Origin of the sequence: Siminovitchia acidinfaciens, from assembly GCF_003605385.1 — a bacterium.
Lineage (GTDB): Bacteria > Bacillota > Bacilli > Bacillales > Bacillaceae_C > Siminovitchia > Siminovitchia acidinfaciens.
Genome location: NZ_QYTV02000001.1, coordinates 781146 through 797167, shown reverse-complemented (window position 1 = coordinate 797167; position 16022 = coordinate 781146). Strand labels below are relative to the sequence as shown.

The 16022-nt window shown below is 39.7% G+C and carries 13 protein-coding genes and 1 pseudogene; 5 read left to right on the top strand and 9 right to left on the bottom strand.

Annotated elements, in window-relative coordinates; genetic code table 11:
• Positions 1-103: 103 nt before the first annotated feature.
• From D4T97_RS03680 to rpoN, 5 genes are all read right to left on the bottom strand, one after another.
• Entirely contained in the window at positions 104-1285 is a 1182-nt protein-coding gene (locus D4T97_RS03680) for a phosphoglycerate kinase (RefSeq protein ID WP_126047729.1), read from the bottom strand.
• A 138-nt stretch (positions 1286-1423) separates the two neighbouring features.
• On the bottom strand, positions 1424-2431 hold the full coding sequence (gap, locus tag D4T97_RS03675; RefSeq protein WP_126047724.1) for a type I glyceraldehyde-3-phosphate dehydrogenase: 1008 nt from the start codon (positions 2429-2431) through the stop codon (positions 1424-1426).
• Positions 2432-2435: 4 nt separating this feature from the next.
• Complete coding sequence (locus D4T97_RS03670; RefSeq protein WP_126047722.1) at positions 2436-3464, bottom strand: sugar-binding transcriptional regulator; 1029 nt, start codon at positions 3462-3464, stop codon at positions 2436-2438.
• A 101-nt stretch (positions 3465-3565) separates the two neighbouring features.
• Entirely contained in the window at positions 3566-3808 is a 243-nt protein-coding gene (locus tag D4T97_RS03665) for a glutaredoxin family protein (RefSeq protein ID WP_126048075.1), read from the bottom strand.
• 15 nt (positions 3809-3823) lie between these two features.
• Positions 3824-5164, bottom strand: coding sequence for an RNA polymerase factor sigma-54 (gene rpoN / locus D4T97_RS03660; RefSeq protein WP_126047720.1), 1341 nt, complete (start codon positions 5162-5164; stop codon positions 3824-3826).
• A 245-nt stretch (positions 5165-5409) separates the two neighbouring features.
• Between rpoN and D4T97_RS03655 the strand changes: the two genes are divergently transcribed.
• Positions 5410-5727, top strand: a complete 318-nt coding sequence (locus D4T97_RS03655; RefSeq protein ID WP_126047718.1) for a CotD family spore coat protein — start codon at positions 5410-5412, stop codon at positions 5725-5727.
• Between the two features lie 801 nt (positions 5728-6528).
• Here the strand turns inward: D4T97_RS03655 and tnpA are convergent.
• Positions 6529-6881: pseudogene (gene tnpA, locus D4T97_RS03645) on the bottom strand (IS200/IS605 family transposase); the annotation flags it as partial.
• 1286 nt (positions 6882-8167) lie between these two features.
• Here tnpA and D4T97_RS03640 point away from each other — a divergent pair.
• The 4 genes from D4T97_RS03640 (at position 8168) to D4T97_RS03625 (ending at position 12406) form a co-directional block, all read left to right on the top strand.
• On the top strand, positions 8168-9526 hold the full coding sequence (locus tag D4T97_RS03640; RefSeq protein WP_126047716.1) for an arsenic transporter: 1359 nt from the start codon (positions 8168-8170) through the stop codon (positions 9524-9526).
• 833 nt (positions 9527-10359) lie between these two features.
• Complete coding sequence (locus D4T97_RS03635) at positions 10360-10950, top strand: hypothetical protein (protein WP_126047714.1); 591 nt, start codon at positions 10360-10362, stop codon at positions 10948-10950.
• 2 nt (positions 10951-10952) lie between these two features.
• Complete coding sequence (locus D4T97_RS03630) at positions 10953-12005, top strand: CotH kinase family protein (protein ID WP_126048073.1); 1053 nt, start codon at positions 10953-10955, stop codon at positions 12003-12005.
• Between the two features lie 14 nt (positions 12006-12019).
• On the top strand, positions 12020-12406 hold the full coding sequence (locus D4T97_RS03625) for an SET domain-containing protein (RefSeq protein ID WP_328588759.1): 387 nt from the start codon (positions 12020-12022) through the stop codon (positions 12404-12406).
• 522 nt (positions 12407-12928) lie between these two features.
• On the opposite strand, the gene D4T97_RS03620 is transcribed toward D4T97_RS03625, so the two are convergent.
• From D4T97_RS03620 to D4T97_RS03610, 3 genes are all read right to left on the bottom strand, one after another.
• On the bottom strand, positions 12929-13606 hold the full coding sequence (locus D4T97_RS03620; protein ID WP_126047710.1) for a DUF2642 domain-containing protein: 678 nt from the start codon (positions 13604-13606) through the stop codon (positions 12929-12931).
• A gap of 1198 nt (positions 13607-14804) precedes the next feature.
• Positions 14805-15002, bottom strand: a complete 198-nt coding sequence (locus D4T97_RS21050; protein WP_164525456.1) for a DUF2642 domain-containing protein — start codon at positions 15000-15002, stop codon at positions 14805-14807.
• 125 nt (positions 15003-15127) lie between these two features.
• Positions 15128-15667 (bottom strand): hypothetical protein, encoded by a 540-nt coding sequence (locus tag D4T97_RS03610; protein ID WP_206435527.1) that lies wholly within the window; start codon positions 15665-15667, stop codon positions 15128-15130.
• Between the last annotated feature and the right edge of the window lie 355 nt (positions 15668-16022).

Here is a 16022-nt window from a genome sequence, read left to right as displayed (position 1 = left end):
AGCGACAGGATGTCGCGTTCTGAGCATGCCGGCGCCACAGGACGTAGCGCTTTAAGTCGGCCAGCGCCTAGCCCCTCGAGGTCACAAGGCGATTTCGCTTTTCTTATTCATCAAGCGCCGCAATTCCCGGCAGGTCTTTCCCTTCCATGAACTCAAGGGAAGCTCCTCCGCCTGTGGAAATATGGTCCATTTTCTCAGAGAGGGAAAAATGCTCCACTGCCCTGGCAGAATCTCCACCGCCGATGATGGAATATGTATTTTCAGCTTCAGCTAGCGCTTCGGCTACAGCTTTCGTTCCTTGGGCAAATGGTTCCATCTCGAACACGCCCATCGGTCCGTTCCAGATAACCAGCTTGGAATCTTTGATTACATTGCTGTACAATTCCGCCGTTTTTGGTCCAATGTCCAATGCCAACCAGCCGTCTGGAATGCTATCTATGTCCACAACTTTGACATTCGCTTGTTCAGAAAAAGCATCAGCAACGATTGCATCAATCGGCAAAAGGAATTTCACACCTTTGCTCGCAGCTTTTTCCATAAAGGTTTTGGCTAATTCAATTTTATCTTCTTCCAATAAGGAATCCCCGATTTCATAGCCCTGGGCTTTGACAAAAGTGAATGCAAGCCCTCCGCCAATGATGAGGTTATCCACTTTATCCAGCAGGTTGTCGATGACTCCGATCTTATCTTTCACTTTTGCACCGCCGATAATAGCTGTAAACGGTCTTGCCGGATCAGACAGGGCATTCCCAAGAACTTCTAATTCTTTTTCTATTAGAAATCCTGCTGCAGACGGCAAATGCTTGGCCACTCCTTCTGTAGAAACATGTGCACGGTGAGCAGTACCAAACGCATCATTAACATATATATCAGCAAGTTCAGCAAATGCCTTGGCTAATTCTTCATCATTCTTTTCCTCACCCGGATGGAATCTTACATTCTCCAATAAAAGAATATCGCCTGCCTCCAACTCGGAAACTTGCTTTTTTACGTCTTCTCCGATTACTTCTTTAGAGTAACGAACATTTTTCCCTACTAACTCTTCAAGCTTTTTCGCAATCGGAGCCAGCCTTAGCTCTTCAACCACATTCCCTTTTGGCCTTCCCATGTGGCTGGCCAAAATGACAATCGCCCCTTGGTCGACCAAATGGCGGATGGTCGGCAGCGCCGCCCGAATTCTTGTATCATCAGCAATAGTTCCGTCATTCATTGGAACATTGAAGTCCACTCGGCAAAAAACTTTTTTTCCTTGTACATCCAGATCCTTGATTGATTTTTTCCTCACTGGGTAAGTCTCCTCCTAACGTGCCTTTAAACGCAGAAAATAAGAGAGTGGGTTTCACTTTCCCGCTCCCTTTTCTACACCCCTCTATATTATAGATGCCAACCCGCGAATTATCCAATACCAAATCTGATTTTTTGACTATAATCCTCTTTTTTTGATATAAGCAGCCAAATCGACAAGGCGGTTTGAATACCCGGTTTCGTTGTCATACCAAGATAGAACCTTGACCATATTACCTTCCAGGGCCATGGTTGAAAGGGCATCAATGATGGAAGAGTGCCGGTCTCCGTTATAATCTACGGAAACAAGAGGCTTATCACTGTAACCTAATATCCCGTTCAGTTCCCCTTCTGAGGCATCCTTCAGGGCGGCATTCACCTCTTCAGCTGTAACATTCTTTTCCAACTCAGCAACAAGGTCGACAACCGATACATTTGGTGTTGGCACACGCATGGCCATCCCATTAAGCTTGCCTTTTAATTCCGGAAGCACAAGTGAAACTGCCTTCGCGGCGCCTGTCGTTGTTGGTATGATCGATTCAGCGGCTGCCCGTGCCCGGCGGTAATCTTTGTGCGGCAAATCAAGGATCTGCTGATCATTCGTATAAGAGTGGACCGTCGTCATCATGCCGCGCCGGATACCAAACTGCTCATTCAGCACTTTGGCAAATGGTGCGAGGCAGTTCGTTGTGCAGGAAGCATTAGAAATGATATGGTCTTTTTCCGGTTCATACTTTTCTTCATTTACACCCATCACAATCGTAATATCTTCATCTGTCGCCGGAGCCGAAATGATAACTTTCTTTGCACCTGCTTCCAGATGTTTCGCAGCGTCATTCCTTTTTGTAAAACGGCCCGTGGACTCAATTACAATATCAACACCGAGGTCTTCCCAGCCAATGAGGGATGGATCCCTTTCGGCTAGCACCTTCAATGTGCGTCCTCCCACGTTGATTTGATCACCTTCCACAGTAACCTCTTCCTGAAGGGTTCCATGTACAGAATCGAACTCTAGCAAATGCGCAAGCATCCCGGCATCCGTCAAATCATTTACAGCCACGATCTCCACTTCAGGATGTCTTAAGGCCGCGCGAAAAACATTTCTCCCAATTCTTCCGAAACCATTTATTCCGACTTTTACTGTCATGTTTTCATTCCCCCTTTAAAATTTCCATTGCAGCACCTTCATCAGTAACCAAAATGGTGGATTTCGGCGCGTTTTTCATATATGAACGGATGGCTTTTGCCTTAGAGTTTCCTCCTGCGGCCGCTATGACATGCTTAAATTGCGGAAGTTCCTCCAGCTGCAAGCCGATTGTGGAAACTTTGTGCACAACTTTACCTTCGCAGTTAAAATAATACCCAAATGCTTCTCCAACAGCGTGTCCCTTTTTTAGTTTATTCATGCCCTCTTCACCAGTATTCCGCCGTTCAGCCATTTTCATAGCTTCTCCTATGCCATGCATTACAATATCTGCTGACTCGATTAAAGATAAAACCTCTTGGATGGAAGGTTCTTGTAATAAGGTTGAACGAAGCACATCACTTACTTCATCTGGAACGTATAGGATACGATGATTCCCGCCTGCATTTTCCGCCATTGCTGCACAGATGGAATTGGCTTGGTCGCTTACCTTGACACCTACTCCGCCCCGTGCAGGTACAAATAACAGTTCTTTGCCCATGACATCCACATCTGCTAGCGCTTCAGCCACGGAAGCCATCGTAGATCCTCCCGTAACCGCTATGATGTTTTTTTCATCTAGCAATCGTTCCAGTTGCCGGGCACACGCCTTGCCGATCTCGTTCTTGATTAAAGACAGCTTATCGCTGTCCCCCGGTACAATAATTGTTTCTGCAATGCCCAAAACGCTGCACACTTGTTTTTCTATTTCATGAATCCCGGAGATGTCTTTCATCACATCTTCAAGCCCTGTCAAAAGCTGTCTTCCATTTGTAGTCAGATGCATACCGGCTTTTTGAAAGTTAATCAGGTGCAGTGATTTTAAAAGTTCCACTTCGCTCCTCAGCACTCTTTCGGTCATATCAAGCATTGAAGCAAGGGACCTTCTGCCAACCGGCTCCGTTAGTCGGATCGATCTCAGAATAGTGTACCTCCTCTCCATATCGTTCAGGAGATCAGGAACCAACTGTTTCTGCAGCTTTAATAAATTTTGCATATTAATCCTCCTTTCACCCCTTTGTCCCTTTGGGTCATTTTTTGTCCCAGATGAATAAAAAAGAACCTGCCTTCATCTGTATAGTAGCAGGTTCAATCAGCTCATTTCAAACTTTCTTTTAATATCTCTTCCAATGAAACCAAATCAATCTGGCCATATTGGATAATTTCCCCGTTCATTTCTACTACAGGAATCATCAGCCCAAACCTTTCCGTCAATTCGTCGCTGGCGTCGATGTCCTTTTCGATGATATCAAAGGGGTAATCTTTTTGAAGAAGCTGTAAAAGCAGCTTGCCTTCTTCACATAGTTCGCATTTAGTTCTCGTATAAAAATAAACTTCCATATGTTTCTCCATTTCTTACTCGTACCGCTTCCTTTTCGTTGATGAAGGTATTCGCAACTGCTCCCTGTATTTGGCAACAGTTCTCCTTGATAAGGTAAGCCCTTTCTCTTTTAACATGTTGGCGATGGCTTGATCGGACAACGGTTTGCTTTTATCCTCTTTATCAACGAGTCCTTTGATCAGGGCTTTCGCCTGGCCGGCCGATGCCTGTTCACCGTCGCTGGCTGCATTCGATTGAAGTGCTTGTGAGAAGAACTTCTTCAGTTCATGCATACCGCTAGGCGTTTGAATATATTTACCTCTGATGGCACGGCTGACAGTCGACTCATGCACCTCAATTTTTTCCGCGACATCTTTTAACGTCAATGGCTTGAGATACTTTGGCCCCTTTAAAAAGAAGTCCTGCTGTTCTTCAAGGATCGCCATCCCCACTTTCATCAGCGTCTGCTTTCTCTGCTCGATGCTGCGCATGATCCAGCGGAAGTCCTGGCGTTTATCATTCAAGTATTGCTTCACTTTATCATCCGCAATGCTTGACATTTCATTATAGTAATCGGATTGATAACGAATGGCCGGCAAATGTCTTTCAAACAATTGCAGTTCCAACTTCCCATCAACGATTTCAAGAATGAGGTCAGGAATGACGTATTGTGGTCTCTCGTAGTCAAAATGTGTCCCTGGCCGCGGGTCCAGAGTTGTAATGAAATCGGCTGCCTGCTGGATCTCTTGCAAACTGACAGACAGATTATCCGATAGAAGTTTCCACTTTTTCTCCGCGAATTCATTGAAATATTCAGTTAATAATTTGACAGCTAATGGGGGTACATCCTGTCTTCTATCCACTTGCAATATCAGGCATTCCTGCAGCGACCTTGCTGCTACTCCCGCAGGTTCAAGGCTTTGAACAAGCTGAAGGATTTCTTCTGCCTCTTCAATCGTTGTGCCGCATGCATCCGCAGCTTCATCGACTGTTATTGTCAAATATCCATTCGGATCTAGATTATATATGAACTGTTCCACCAATTTTTCCTGAAAACCGGACAGCGCTTTCATCACGAGCTGAGAAAACAAGTGATCTGCAAGCCCCTCAGTGGGCTCAGCCATTTGCTCCAGCCATTTTTTTTGGTCATTTTCAGGATTCGTGACTTTTCTTTTCCTCACTCTGTCGTAGCGGGGATCAACAGATCGAACGATCGGTGATTCTAGCTGGATGAGCGGATTTTCCATTTCTTTCGATTCCAGAAAAGCTGTCAATTCATGGGCGGTATATTGTAATATCGTAATCGCCTGCTGCAATTCCTGTGTCATCGTTAAATTTAAAGTCTGCTTCTGCAACAAAGCTGGTTCCAGTTTCATTGATCCTCTCTCCCCCCTCCTGCTATTCTACTATATTACCATAAAACCGTATACATTTTTGAGAATTTGTGAATTTTATAGCCAATCCCAATCCTTTTTTCTCCCTTTACTGATGAGAAAACCCAAGATATTCCATTACAGAAAAGTATTCCCGCCTAATTTGTCGCATTCTGGGTAGTTGTCCATTCGTTGGACGGTTGTCCTACATAGTATTTAGTATACGATTTATAAAGGAGGTTTTTGTCATGAGACACTATAAACCTTGCGGCTGTTATAAGAAATGCACCTGCGGCTACCCGCAGGTCTCACCCACGCAGCAATTGCCCGCCAAAACAATGCCTGCTCAAATCAGCCCAACAAAACAGCTAAATGAATATGTAGGCCAGGATGTTTATATTCCGGTAGTGCATCCTTCCCATACGACACAGGTGAATCATACAACTTACAAATACATGCATTCCTACCCGCACACACAATCAGTCGTAAACTCCGTTTCAGAAGAGCATTACTGCGTTTGCCCACCTAAAAAGCATTGCGGATGCAAACCTAAACATTACTGGTAAAATAGGAGCGGAAAAGCGGAACTATCTGCTTTATCCTCCTTAAAGAAAAGTGCAAGGCGCGAAGCCTTAGGCGGCAAGCACAAGGCGAATATTGATGAGGGAGCCCCTCAGCCATTACAGTTAAGCAACTAACTTGAATCACGTCGTGAAAAGCATCTCTGAGATACTTCATGCAGCTTTGCGATAAGGAAAACATTAGCTCCCTCGAATAGGCTATCTCGCAGGAGCACAAATTCTTCATAAGCTTCCTGGCACCTTGTGACCTCGGGCCGATGGCGTCTGAAGCTAGACTGAGAAAAATTCCATAAAATGGACCTTATGGCGCATTGTTTGATTCCAAGCTTTTGCGATACAATAAAAACAAGGTCAAATTTCGACCTGATACCCCCTTTTATTATATGTGGAAGACCTTTCTTGCGAAGGGTTTTCTTTTTTTTCCGGCGAGCCCGGTTTTTTTTCGAGGAGGCTAATCATTAATTGATTAGCCGACCTCTCACACCACCGTGCGTACGGTTCCGTACAAGGCGGTTCAACCTTTTAAGTATCAAGACTCATAAAGTTGGGATATGTCTATTAACCCCCACTTTATGAGTCTTTCTTTTGTTAGTGCTATATGCAGGACTTTACTTCGTAATATTCGCCAGTATCCCTTTCGGGAATTTCGCATATTTCATGGCGCCATCATGGTTTATTCCATAATTCCGAAGCATCCTGTATATTGTTTTTACCTTTTTCCATCTTTTCTGGATAAGTTGTCTTAATCGGTAGTTTAACCATTGCCGGGTTTCCATGATGAAATGTTTCATTTGTGAACGGATCGATTAATTCCACCATGCTTAATTGTTTTTCGACTATACCACTTCTATTTGATTTCGAATGTACTCTTCAATTACTTTCTTATTTTTTCCTACTGTATCCACATAAAATTCTTTACACCTAAATTTCCTGTTCCCGTACCGTTATTTTAATTAGGCACGCCGATTAAAAATCATCAAGCTGCTTTTTCCCTTTAAATATCCCACGAATGAAGAGACTCTTATTTTCGGCGGAATACTTACCAACATATGTAAATGATCTTTACATGCGGTAGCTTCAATAATTTTCACGCCATTTCTTTCACACAATTGGCGTGAAATTTGTCCTATATCTTGTTTCGTTTCCCTTAAATGATTTGCTTCTATTTTGGTGTAAACTGTTTAAGTCGGAAGACATAACGGGCCCCTCCTTGGTATCTAAATTTGGTTGGCGAACCAAAATTTAGATACCAAGGAGGGGCCTTTTTTAATACATCGCTATAAGCTTTCCTGAACCATACGTCTAGCGTATGGCTTTCATTTATCCAATAAAAAACATCTCCTTTGAGATGTTTCGGCAACTCCTCACAAAATATACAAATGCGTCATCAAAAGCAAAAAGATAACCCCTGATCTAGCAATCATTTTGTCACCTTTTTCCATGGTTTTGGTCAATGCATATAATACATGTATTCATAGTCAAACTCTTCTTCAGTTAATTCATAAAGTGTTTCCCCTGCCCATTCGAATAAATCTTCATCGCAGTCTATTTCGCAACTAGATTTTCGATTGAAATAACCAAAGAGTTTTTTGAGCAATTTTCCACCTCCATTTTGTTGTTAAATATAATGTAACATCTGCTTGTAAATGGGGTGTTAAGGCCATGTAAAGGTTCTGTTTAATAATAAGAATTTTTCCAAACATGTTTATTGGTTGAAAAAATAATAAGGATGACTTCATTTTAGCCTTTAATGCGGAACCGGTGATCCAAGCCTGTTTTAACTGAAGCCAGTCCCTCACAAACCAATTCAAGGGCTTTCGCGTCCTTGAGTATATTAAAAGTCCCTATGACATAGTTGTAAGGACTTTTCTATGTTTTTTTAAATAAGCCTTCAGCTTTTCAATCCATTCTCATTTAACTCTCCATCTATCTTAGAGTACTATCCTCTCTATGGGACAATCATACATTTAGACAATTTTAGTCTACCATCTTTATGGTACTACCATCTCTATGAGATAAACATACAGCAAGACAACTCTAGTCTGGCATCTTTACGGTACTACCATCTCTATGAGACAAACATACATTTAGATAAATCTCCTTGTAGTACTACCATCTTTATGAGCAAAACATACAGCAAGACAACTCTAGTCTGGCATCTTTACGGTACTACCATCTCTATGAGACAAACATACATTTAGATAAATCTCCTTGTAGTACTACCATCTTTATGAGCAAAACATACAGCAAAACAACTCTAGTCTGGCATCTTTACGGTACTACCATCTCTATGAGACAAACATACATTTAGATAAATTTAGTTACTTATCTAGTACCATCTACTTCTCGACGAATATATATATAAGCAAACGAACATATAGAGACAATAGACTCTCTCTATCTCGTTATCAAAGAAGGGAGTGGTATAGTGTTTGAAATAGGAATTACCTTTTCTGTATTCCTTACGACCATGTTGGTGATCTTTTGGAGGCCAGGAGGTATGAATGAAGCAGTTCCAGCGACTGCAGGAGCAGTAGTCATTTTGCTGGTAGGGATAGTATCAGGAACAGACCTTCTAGATATTATCGATAAGATTGGTGGAGCATCCGTAACAATCATCGCAACGGTCGTCATGGCGGTAATATTAGAAAGTTTCGGTTTTTTCCATTGGGCAGCAGCGCGGCTTGCTAATTTAGCTAAAGGATCAGGGTATCGCCTATATTGGTACATCCAGCTGCTCTGCTTTTTAATGACACTTTTATTTAATAATGATGGAAGTATCCTGATTACAACACCAATATTAATTCTGCTCCTTAAAAACCTTCGCTTAAAACATTATGAGATTATTCCATACTTATTAAGCGGCTGCCTCATTGCAACAGCCTCAAGCGCCCCTATCGGTGTAAGCAATATAGTCAATTTAATCGCATTAAACATTATTGATATGAGTCTATACATGCATACTGCCATGATGTTTGTACCCGCGACGTTAGGGTTGCTCTTTATGTCTTGGCTCATGTTTATGGTTGTTCGAAAGAAGTTACCGAAACACATACCGGTCACTTCAGATGGAATAGAAGAAAGCTTTTTTGACAGACAATATCATCCACTAAAAGAAACAGCGGTTCCGATAATAGCACAAGAAAAGCGAACGAAGTTTATGTTGAAAATCCTACTGTTCGTCTTCTTGATCCGATGTCTCTTGTTTGTTGCCTCCTTTTTCTCCATTCCAATTGAATTGGTTGCCGTCTTCGGCTCCATTATATTGCTTATATGGAGATGGTTCAGTCTCGGTATAACCCCTATTGATATTTTGAAAAAAATTCCCTATCACATTCTGATCTTCGCTTTTTCAATGTACGTTATCATTTACGGATTACACAATGTGGGTTTGACAGCAACGCTTGTAAACATATCTGAACCAATTGTAAATCAAGGATTGGTTTATGCGAGTTTTACCATGGGAGGATTGGTATCCATCCTGTCTAACTTCTTTAATAATCACCCTGCCTTAATGATTGGAACGATTACCTTAACAGAAATGGGACTAGAACCTATCACTTTAAAAACCATTTACCTTGCGAACATTATTGGAAGCGACATAGGGTCCCTTCTGTTACCGATAGGAACACTGGCATCTCTTATCTGGATGTCTATTCTTAAACAATATGGGATCAAAGTGAAATGGAAAGACTATTTGAGCGTTTCTGTGATTGTAATTCCAATAACTACCTTTGTGACCTTGTTCCTTTTATACTACTGGGTACAAATGGTTTTTGCCTAACTGGCATGAAAAATACAAGAGATACCGCTCATTGAAAAAGGAAAAATAGTTTGGAGAAAGGTTTTCAAATTCAAAGGAGAATGTGGATATGAGAAAAATACAAAATACAAATAAAAAAAGAGGCAAAAATGATTGCCCCTTAAAAAGTCCTTCCCTAATTTAAATTAGACACAAAGAAAATTTTTTCTTCCCATTTATTATATGCTTTAGGACACGAACATGGACCAGGAAATCCGCGCAATTTAAATTTTAATCAGGTTTTTGTCTGTACTGATGCAGCAGTAAGAGAGAAACCTTTTCTTCTCCAAGGCACTTTTAATAGAAAACTTACATTGGCAGCACAGACCAAGGCCAAGGTTTGTTCTGCTAATTTTTCATCGAACTTATCAATCAATTAACTTGAGAATAGCAGACACAAGTTTTATCTTTTTAAAACTTTTTTTATGTTTAAGTAAGTGCCCCCATCAAATTGACAACTGTTTTCTCCATTATCTCTATAGACAGCGCTGAATCCGTTGATTCTTCCATTGTGCCCAAGCCTCTTCAACTTGAGATAATTAACATTTTCCGGTTTATCAGGTATCCTGGCATCCTGTTTTCATAATGTTTTTACAAAATAGTCTTCAAATGTTAGTGAATTTGCTGTATCCATTTATTTGGCGTCTCATACGATATATTAAATTATTGGAAATGGGGCGATTAAATGTCAGATATTAATTTAAATGAGCATACAACTGGTTCAACCAGTACAAGTTCAACAGGAACAAGCACTACCACAGGTTCAACCAGTACTGGAGCAACCGGCACAAGTACTACCGGTACCAGCTCTACAGGTGGCAAAGGTAAAGGTAAAGGTAAAGGTAAAGGTAAAGGTAAAGGTAAAGGGGGGTCAACTGGAACCAGCACTACCACAGGTACAACTAGTACTGGCACAACAAACACTGGTTCAACCGGCACCAGCTCTTCGGGAGGAAAAGGTAAAGGGGGATCAACCGGAACTAGCACTACTACAGGTACAACTAGTACTGGCACAACAAGTACTGGCACAACAAGCACTGGTTCAACCGGCACCAGCTCTACAGGAGGCAAAGGTAAAGGGGGATCAACTGGAACTGGCACTACCACAGGTACAACAAGTACTGGTTCAACCGGCACAAGTACTACTGGTACCAGCTCTACAGGTGGCAAAGGCAAAGGCAAAGGTAAGGGTAAGGGTAAGGGTAAGGGTAAGGGTAAAGGGGAGGCAACAGGAACTAGCACTACCACAAGTACAACAGGTACTGCTTCAACCGGCACAAGTAGTACAGGATCGCGTCGTAGAAGAAGGAGCACTAGTTAATTATAGAGGGGTATATAAACTCCTCTTTTTGAATACAAAAGAGGTGAAAAAACCGTGGAGAGCCAAACACCAACTTTTTCCATAACTATGGAAGAAAAGGATTTGGAAGAACTTCGGAGTGATATTTGGAACGACTTACCTTTACCTGCCAACTTGGTTATCGATCATACCGCTTATGATGTTGATATTGCTTACAGAGGTTCATATACCCGTGCGTTTCGTAAAAGGTCCTATTTTATAGAATTTATTGAACCCGATATGTTTGCTGGAAGTCGGGAAATCCATCTTAATGCTGAATATAGGGACCCATCTCTTATCCGAAATAAGTTATCTCTTGACTTTTTTAACGACATTGGTGTTCTATCACCGAAAAGCTACCACGTCAACCTAATACGAAATGGTGTCCCTAAAGGCATTTATTTATTATTGGAATCCGTTGATGATTTGTTTCTCAAGAAGCGGAATCTGCCAATAGGTCCTATTTATTATGCAGTTAATAATAATGCAAATTTTTCATTTACAAGGGATGGGCACAAAAAAAGATCAAGGATTTCCGGATATAAACAAAAGATCGGGAACAAGGATGATGATGAATCACTGAGGAAACTAATTGACGTAATCAATACTACATCGGACTTGAAATTTTCCAATGTTATCCCTGATTATGTAAAAATTGATAAGTATTTGGACTGGATGGTTGGCGCGGTCTGCACCATGAATAATGACGGATTTACACATAACTACTCACTATATCAAAACACACATACAGGCCTGTATGAAATTATCCCTTGGGATTACGATGCAACATGGGGACGGAAAGTAGATGGAGGCAGAATGGCATGTGATTACGTACCGATTCAAGGAAAAGAAGGAAATTACCTGTGCTTCCGTCTTTTACAAATGCCGGAATTCAGAAAACAGTATAAACAGAAATTGGAGAAAGTGCTCGACACAAAATTTACTGTTCACAATATGGAAAACAAAATAAATAAACTACACCAATCACTGCGCCCCCATATCTTGAATGATCCCTACAAAAAAAGGAAAATAGATACCTTTAATAACGAACCAGAATTCATCTGTCAATTTATTAAAGATAGAAGTCATTATTTAAAAGAGCATTTATCAGAACTTGATTAAAACCCAAAGGAGGGATTTCACTGCAGAAGGTTTCCGTACAAGATACAGGTAAATATGGAAGAGGTGTTTTTGCATTGTGTGATTTCAAGAAAGGAGATCTTATTGAATCCGCACCTGTCATAGTTTTATCAAAATCTGAACGAAAATATATAAAAAAGACAAAACTTAATGAGTACTTCTTTAACTGGGGGAAAAAATATAGAAACCCTGCAATTGCCTTGGGGTACGGTTCATTATACAATCATTCCTATACACCCAACTCAAAATTTGTCAATAATCTTGATCAGTATACAATTGATTTTTATGCTCTGAAAGATATAAAAAAAGGTGAAGAGATTACAGTTAACTATAATGGTGATCCGGATAGTGAATCTAATGTTTGGTTTGAAGTGATTAAGTAGTGGAAATCTTTGGATTTAAAACATGTAACTTATGAACATCCCATTGCGTTTATAAAAATCTCTATTTGCTTTTCATTTTTCAAGATTACCCCGGGAAAACCTCGGTCAAATACAAAAAGAATTCAGGATTACCTGGAAATCTCATCTAAGGAAATTTTGAGAGGGCAAGCATGCTGTTAGGCTTGGCCTTATTTAAGCATGTCCTCAATAGACAAATGAGACCGTCATTGCCTCCAGCTTCTTGTCATGAACCTTGAAAACATCTTGCGAGTTACGTCATTACCTTTTCCCATTTGTTCATTGGTTGATAGTATTTATTTCTTAAAGTCAGAACAGCAACTTTTTGAACAAAATATAGGTTCCTAAATAAGCAACTACAACTGCAGAAGGATGGTTTTACACATATCTTTCTGAAACTTTCCTTCACTTAGGTTTAAAAAAGTATCAGTACAAACCATGGCCTTGGTCTGTACTAATGATGGATTCATACTTTGTAGTTTGTACATTCTTTCTGATAAAAAACTACACTTGATGAAGTGTTTTAATGTGGTGAAGGTTTATTAAGATGGGTTCGTCTCTTGCTGTTTGAATCTCTACCATTTGTTCGGAGATGTTATTTATTTTGCCTATATGAGTATTATTCTCCCCCAGATTGATTACAACCATTTTATTTTTAAATTTTTCCATTTGAACCTCAAATGATCTTGCTAATAATGTATTTGTTGGTTGAATGGGGAAATTATGGCTCTCCAGTCCATACGGGCGTTTCTCCTGTGTGTATGGAATAATCCATTTAAGATGATTGAGTGTGATGTACATCGTTTTAAAAACAGGAGAATGGAACACAAAGTAATTATTCATGATACTTGTTAAATAACCGTGTAATTCTTGTTTACCGGTGACATAAATTTCAACAAACATTCCTTTCCCTTTAGTAAGAACTTTTCGCAGTGACAATTCATTATTTCCATCTTCCGAAACTAGTACTGATGGTTCTGTGGGCCCCGATATATTATACTCATTTGCATCAGCCATTTTTATACTTTGTATATGAACCAAAGGAATATACACATAATCTTTTCCGTCGAAAATGACAGCTATATCACTTCCAGCATCAATAAGAGTACCATTAATATATTTTTTTCCGGAAATTTCTATATTAACAATTTCGTTAATAAGTTTTTGAAAAATTTTATTCATACCTACTCCTCCATTATTTAATCAAATAAACCAATTGGAATAAAGAAATATAACTTGCATGTACTGTCTCCATATAATGTTGAATGAAAGCTTTTTAAGAATAAACATCCTTATTAAAGTAGCTATGCAGTCATAAACTTAATCCGACAATCTTTTACGCTATTAGATTGGAAGAATTTCTGACTGCTAGCGGAACTTTGCTGCAGTTGTAATGATTGCACCGATATTAGATAGGGGAAAAACTGGTGGGGATTTATCCGCAGAATTGTAATAATAAGAATGATTATTGGTGTTGTGATGGGTATACTGCCGTCTTTATAAAAAAACATGGTCATAAAAAAGAAAAGAAGATTAGTATAAATATATATAGTGTAACTCCTGATCCTCTTGACTAATTAACTACAATAAATGCACCCCACCTGAATAGACCTATGTTGTCGAACACTATTGTCATCATGATGATGGAAAATATAGTCAGAGACATTTAGTATTCCTAGAACATCGCCCCATAAAAAATACCTGCAATAAAACTATTACTGCACCAATTGACGTCGGTTATCCCTGGCGGACTGAGTAAGCAATTCATTTTCCTTATTTATATCTAATAGCCTATCACTAACTTTCATGGGATCCTTTATGAACTGAATATTCTTCAGTAAAATTATTAGTTATATTTGTTGCTGTAACTTCACACAAGTTCTTTCCACTTTTGAAGTAGGCGTCCTTTAAATTTTCTTCCATTTGAATAACGCGACTTTAGGCTGTTCTTCAAATACATATTCCGGATCTTCTTGGGAATCTTCCTCAAATTCAACTATGGAAGAAGCTCGCTGAACGGGATATTATTATTCATGATTTTCTTCTTTCTTAAAATCGCGAATCACCTTCAGTTGGGAATTGCACATGATTTCCAATGATGTGCCTTCCAGCCATACTATTACTTACCTCTTCTTGGAAAGGCTCCAACTTGTCTGTTGATTAAGCACTTGCATTTAAATGAGGAGCCTTGAATACTTCCTTATTAAAATTTGATTGCACCGACCCTTAATATCATAAATCTCATTTAATTTATTCGATATTAATAGCCTTTGAATAAACAGTTGTTCCTCATTAACAAGATGTAATCTTCCGAATTAGTGGTAGGTATCCCAACGAATGCTAGTTTATTCAAACCATTGAGGGTTTATATTTCAAATGGTCAAGATATCCCAAATTGAACTCTTTCAAGATAAGGAACAAATACAGGCTTAAAATTGTAGCTTTTGGCATTCTTAGAAAGTGCAAGGATTTGATGAGACGCTAAATAAAAAATATGATTATTTACAACAGCAATAAGGTGGTCCGGTTTAACACCTTGCAAAACCCCCTCAACAAATTGGCAGTTTTGAAGAAACATACCAACACTCGTACCTTTAAGGATACTCAGCACTTGCGGTAATTTTTGTTTCTTCCATTTTAGAAGCCCCTCTAAAGGACTTTGTCGCTCCACCTTATTGAAGCGACATAAATAAGTTATACCAGTTAGTAAGTTCCACCTTTTGAACCATCTTCCTGCTTTTTTGCCTTTTTTTCCGCTGTGTTCTTTTGATTATTTTGCTTTTTTCCATCCTTATCAGCTTTTTCAGACTTTCCTTTTTCAACCTTAGCCCCGTGACTGATGTTGCGAATATGAAACCTTGAAACCCAAACGACTTCTTCATTCGATATAACTTTTATGAAATCGTCATTGGCTTCCTCAAGCACACCTTCAAGCATTTCGGGGCCACCACGATTAATTTGTACCCAGCGGGATTTTAGGCCGCGTAAAACACTTTTAAAATCCCCCGCTTTTATATAATCCAATTCCTCAGGAGTTTCAAGTTCCAAATTCAATCCTTTTTTAACATTTTCAGTCAGACTCTTGATATGGTGTGTATTATAATAAACTACCCCGTCACCTTCTGTAAGAACTGTAATATGATCGTATGCTACTTCGAGCATTTTACCAACACGGGACTCGGGTCCTCCCCGGTCTATTTTAACCACTCTATCTTGTAAGGAACGCATCAAATCCTTATTCATATTTTTTTAGCCTCCTAGAATATTTTCCTTATATTTATATGTGCCATGCAGTGATATTGAAACAGCAATACGCCCATTTATTTACCCGACGTGCTTAGCCTGCCGACAAAACTTGAAAAATTGCCTTTTCACTGAAGCTATTCCTTAATTAATTGATGGATTTGTCATAGTTAAAAATGACTGATGTGTTCCAAAAATATGGGGGGAAATTTAAAGCCTTGCCGGATCAGAACGTTTAGAAATCCTTGTCAGGGGGGGGAAAACATATGATTTAATGGTAGAAAAGTTCAAAGTGGGTCATGTCAAATACTTCTGGTAAATCACATTTTCCTCCTTTACCGGGTGTTACATCTAT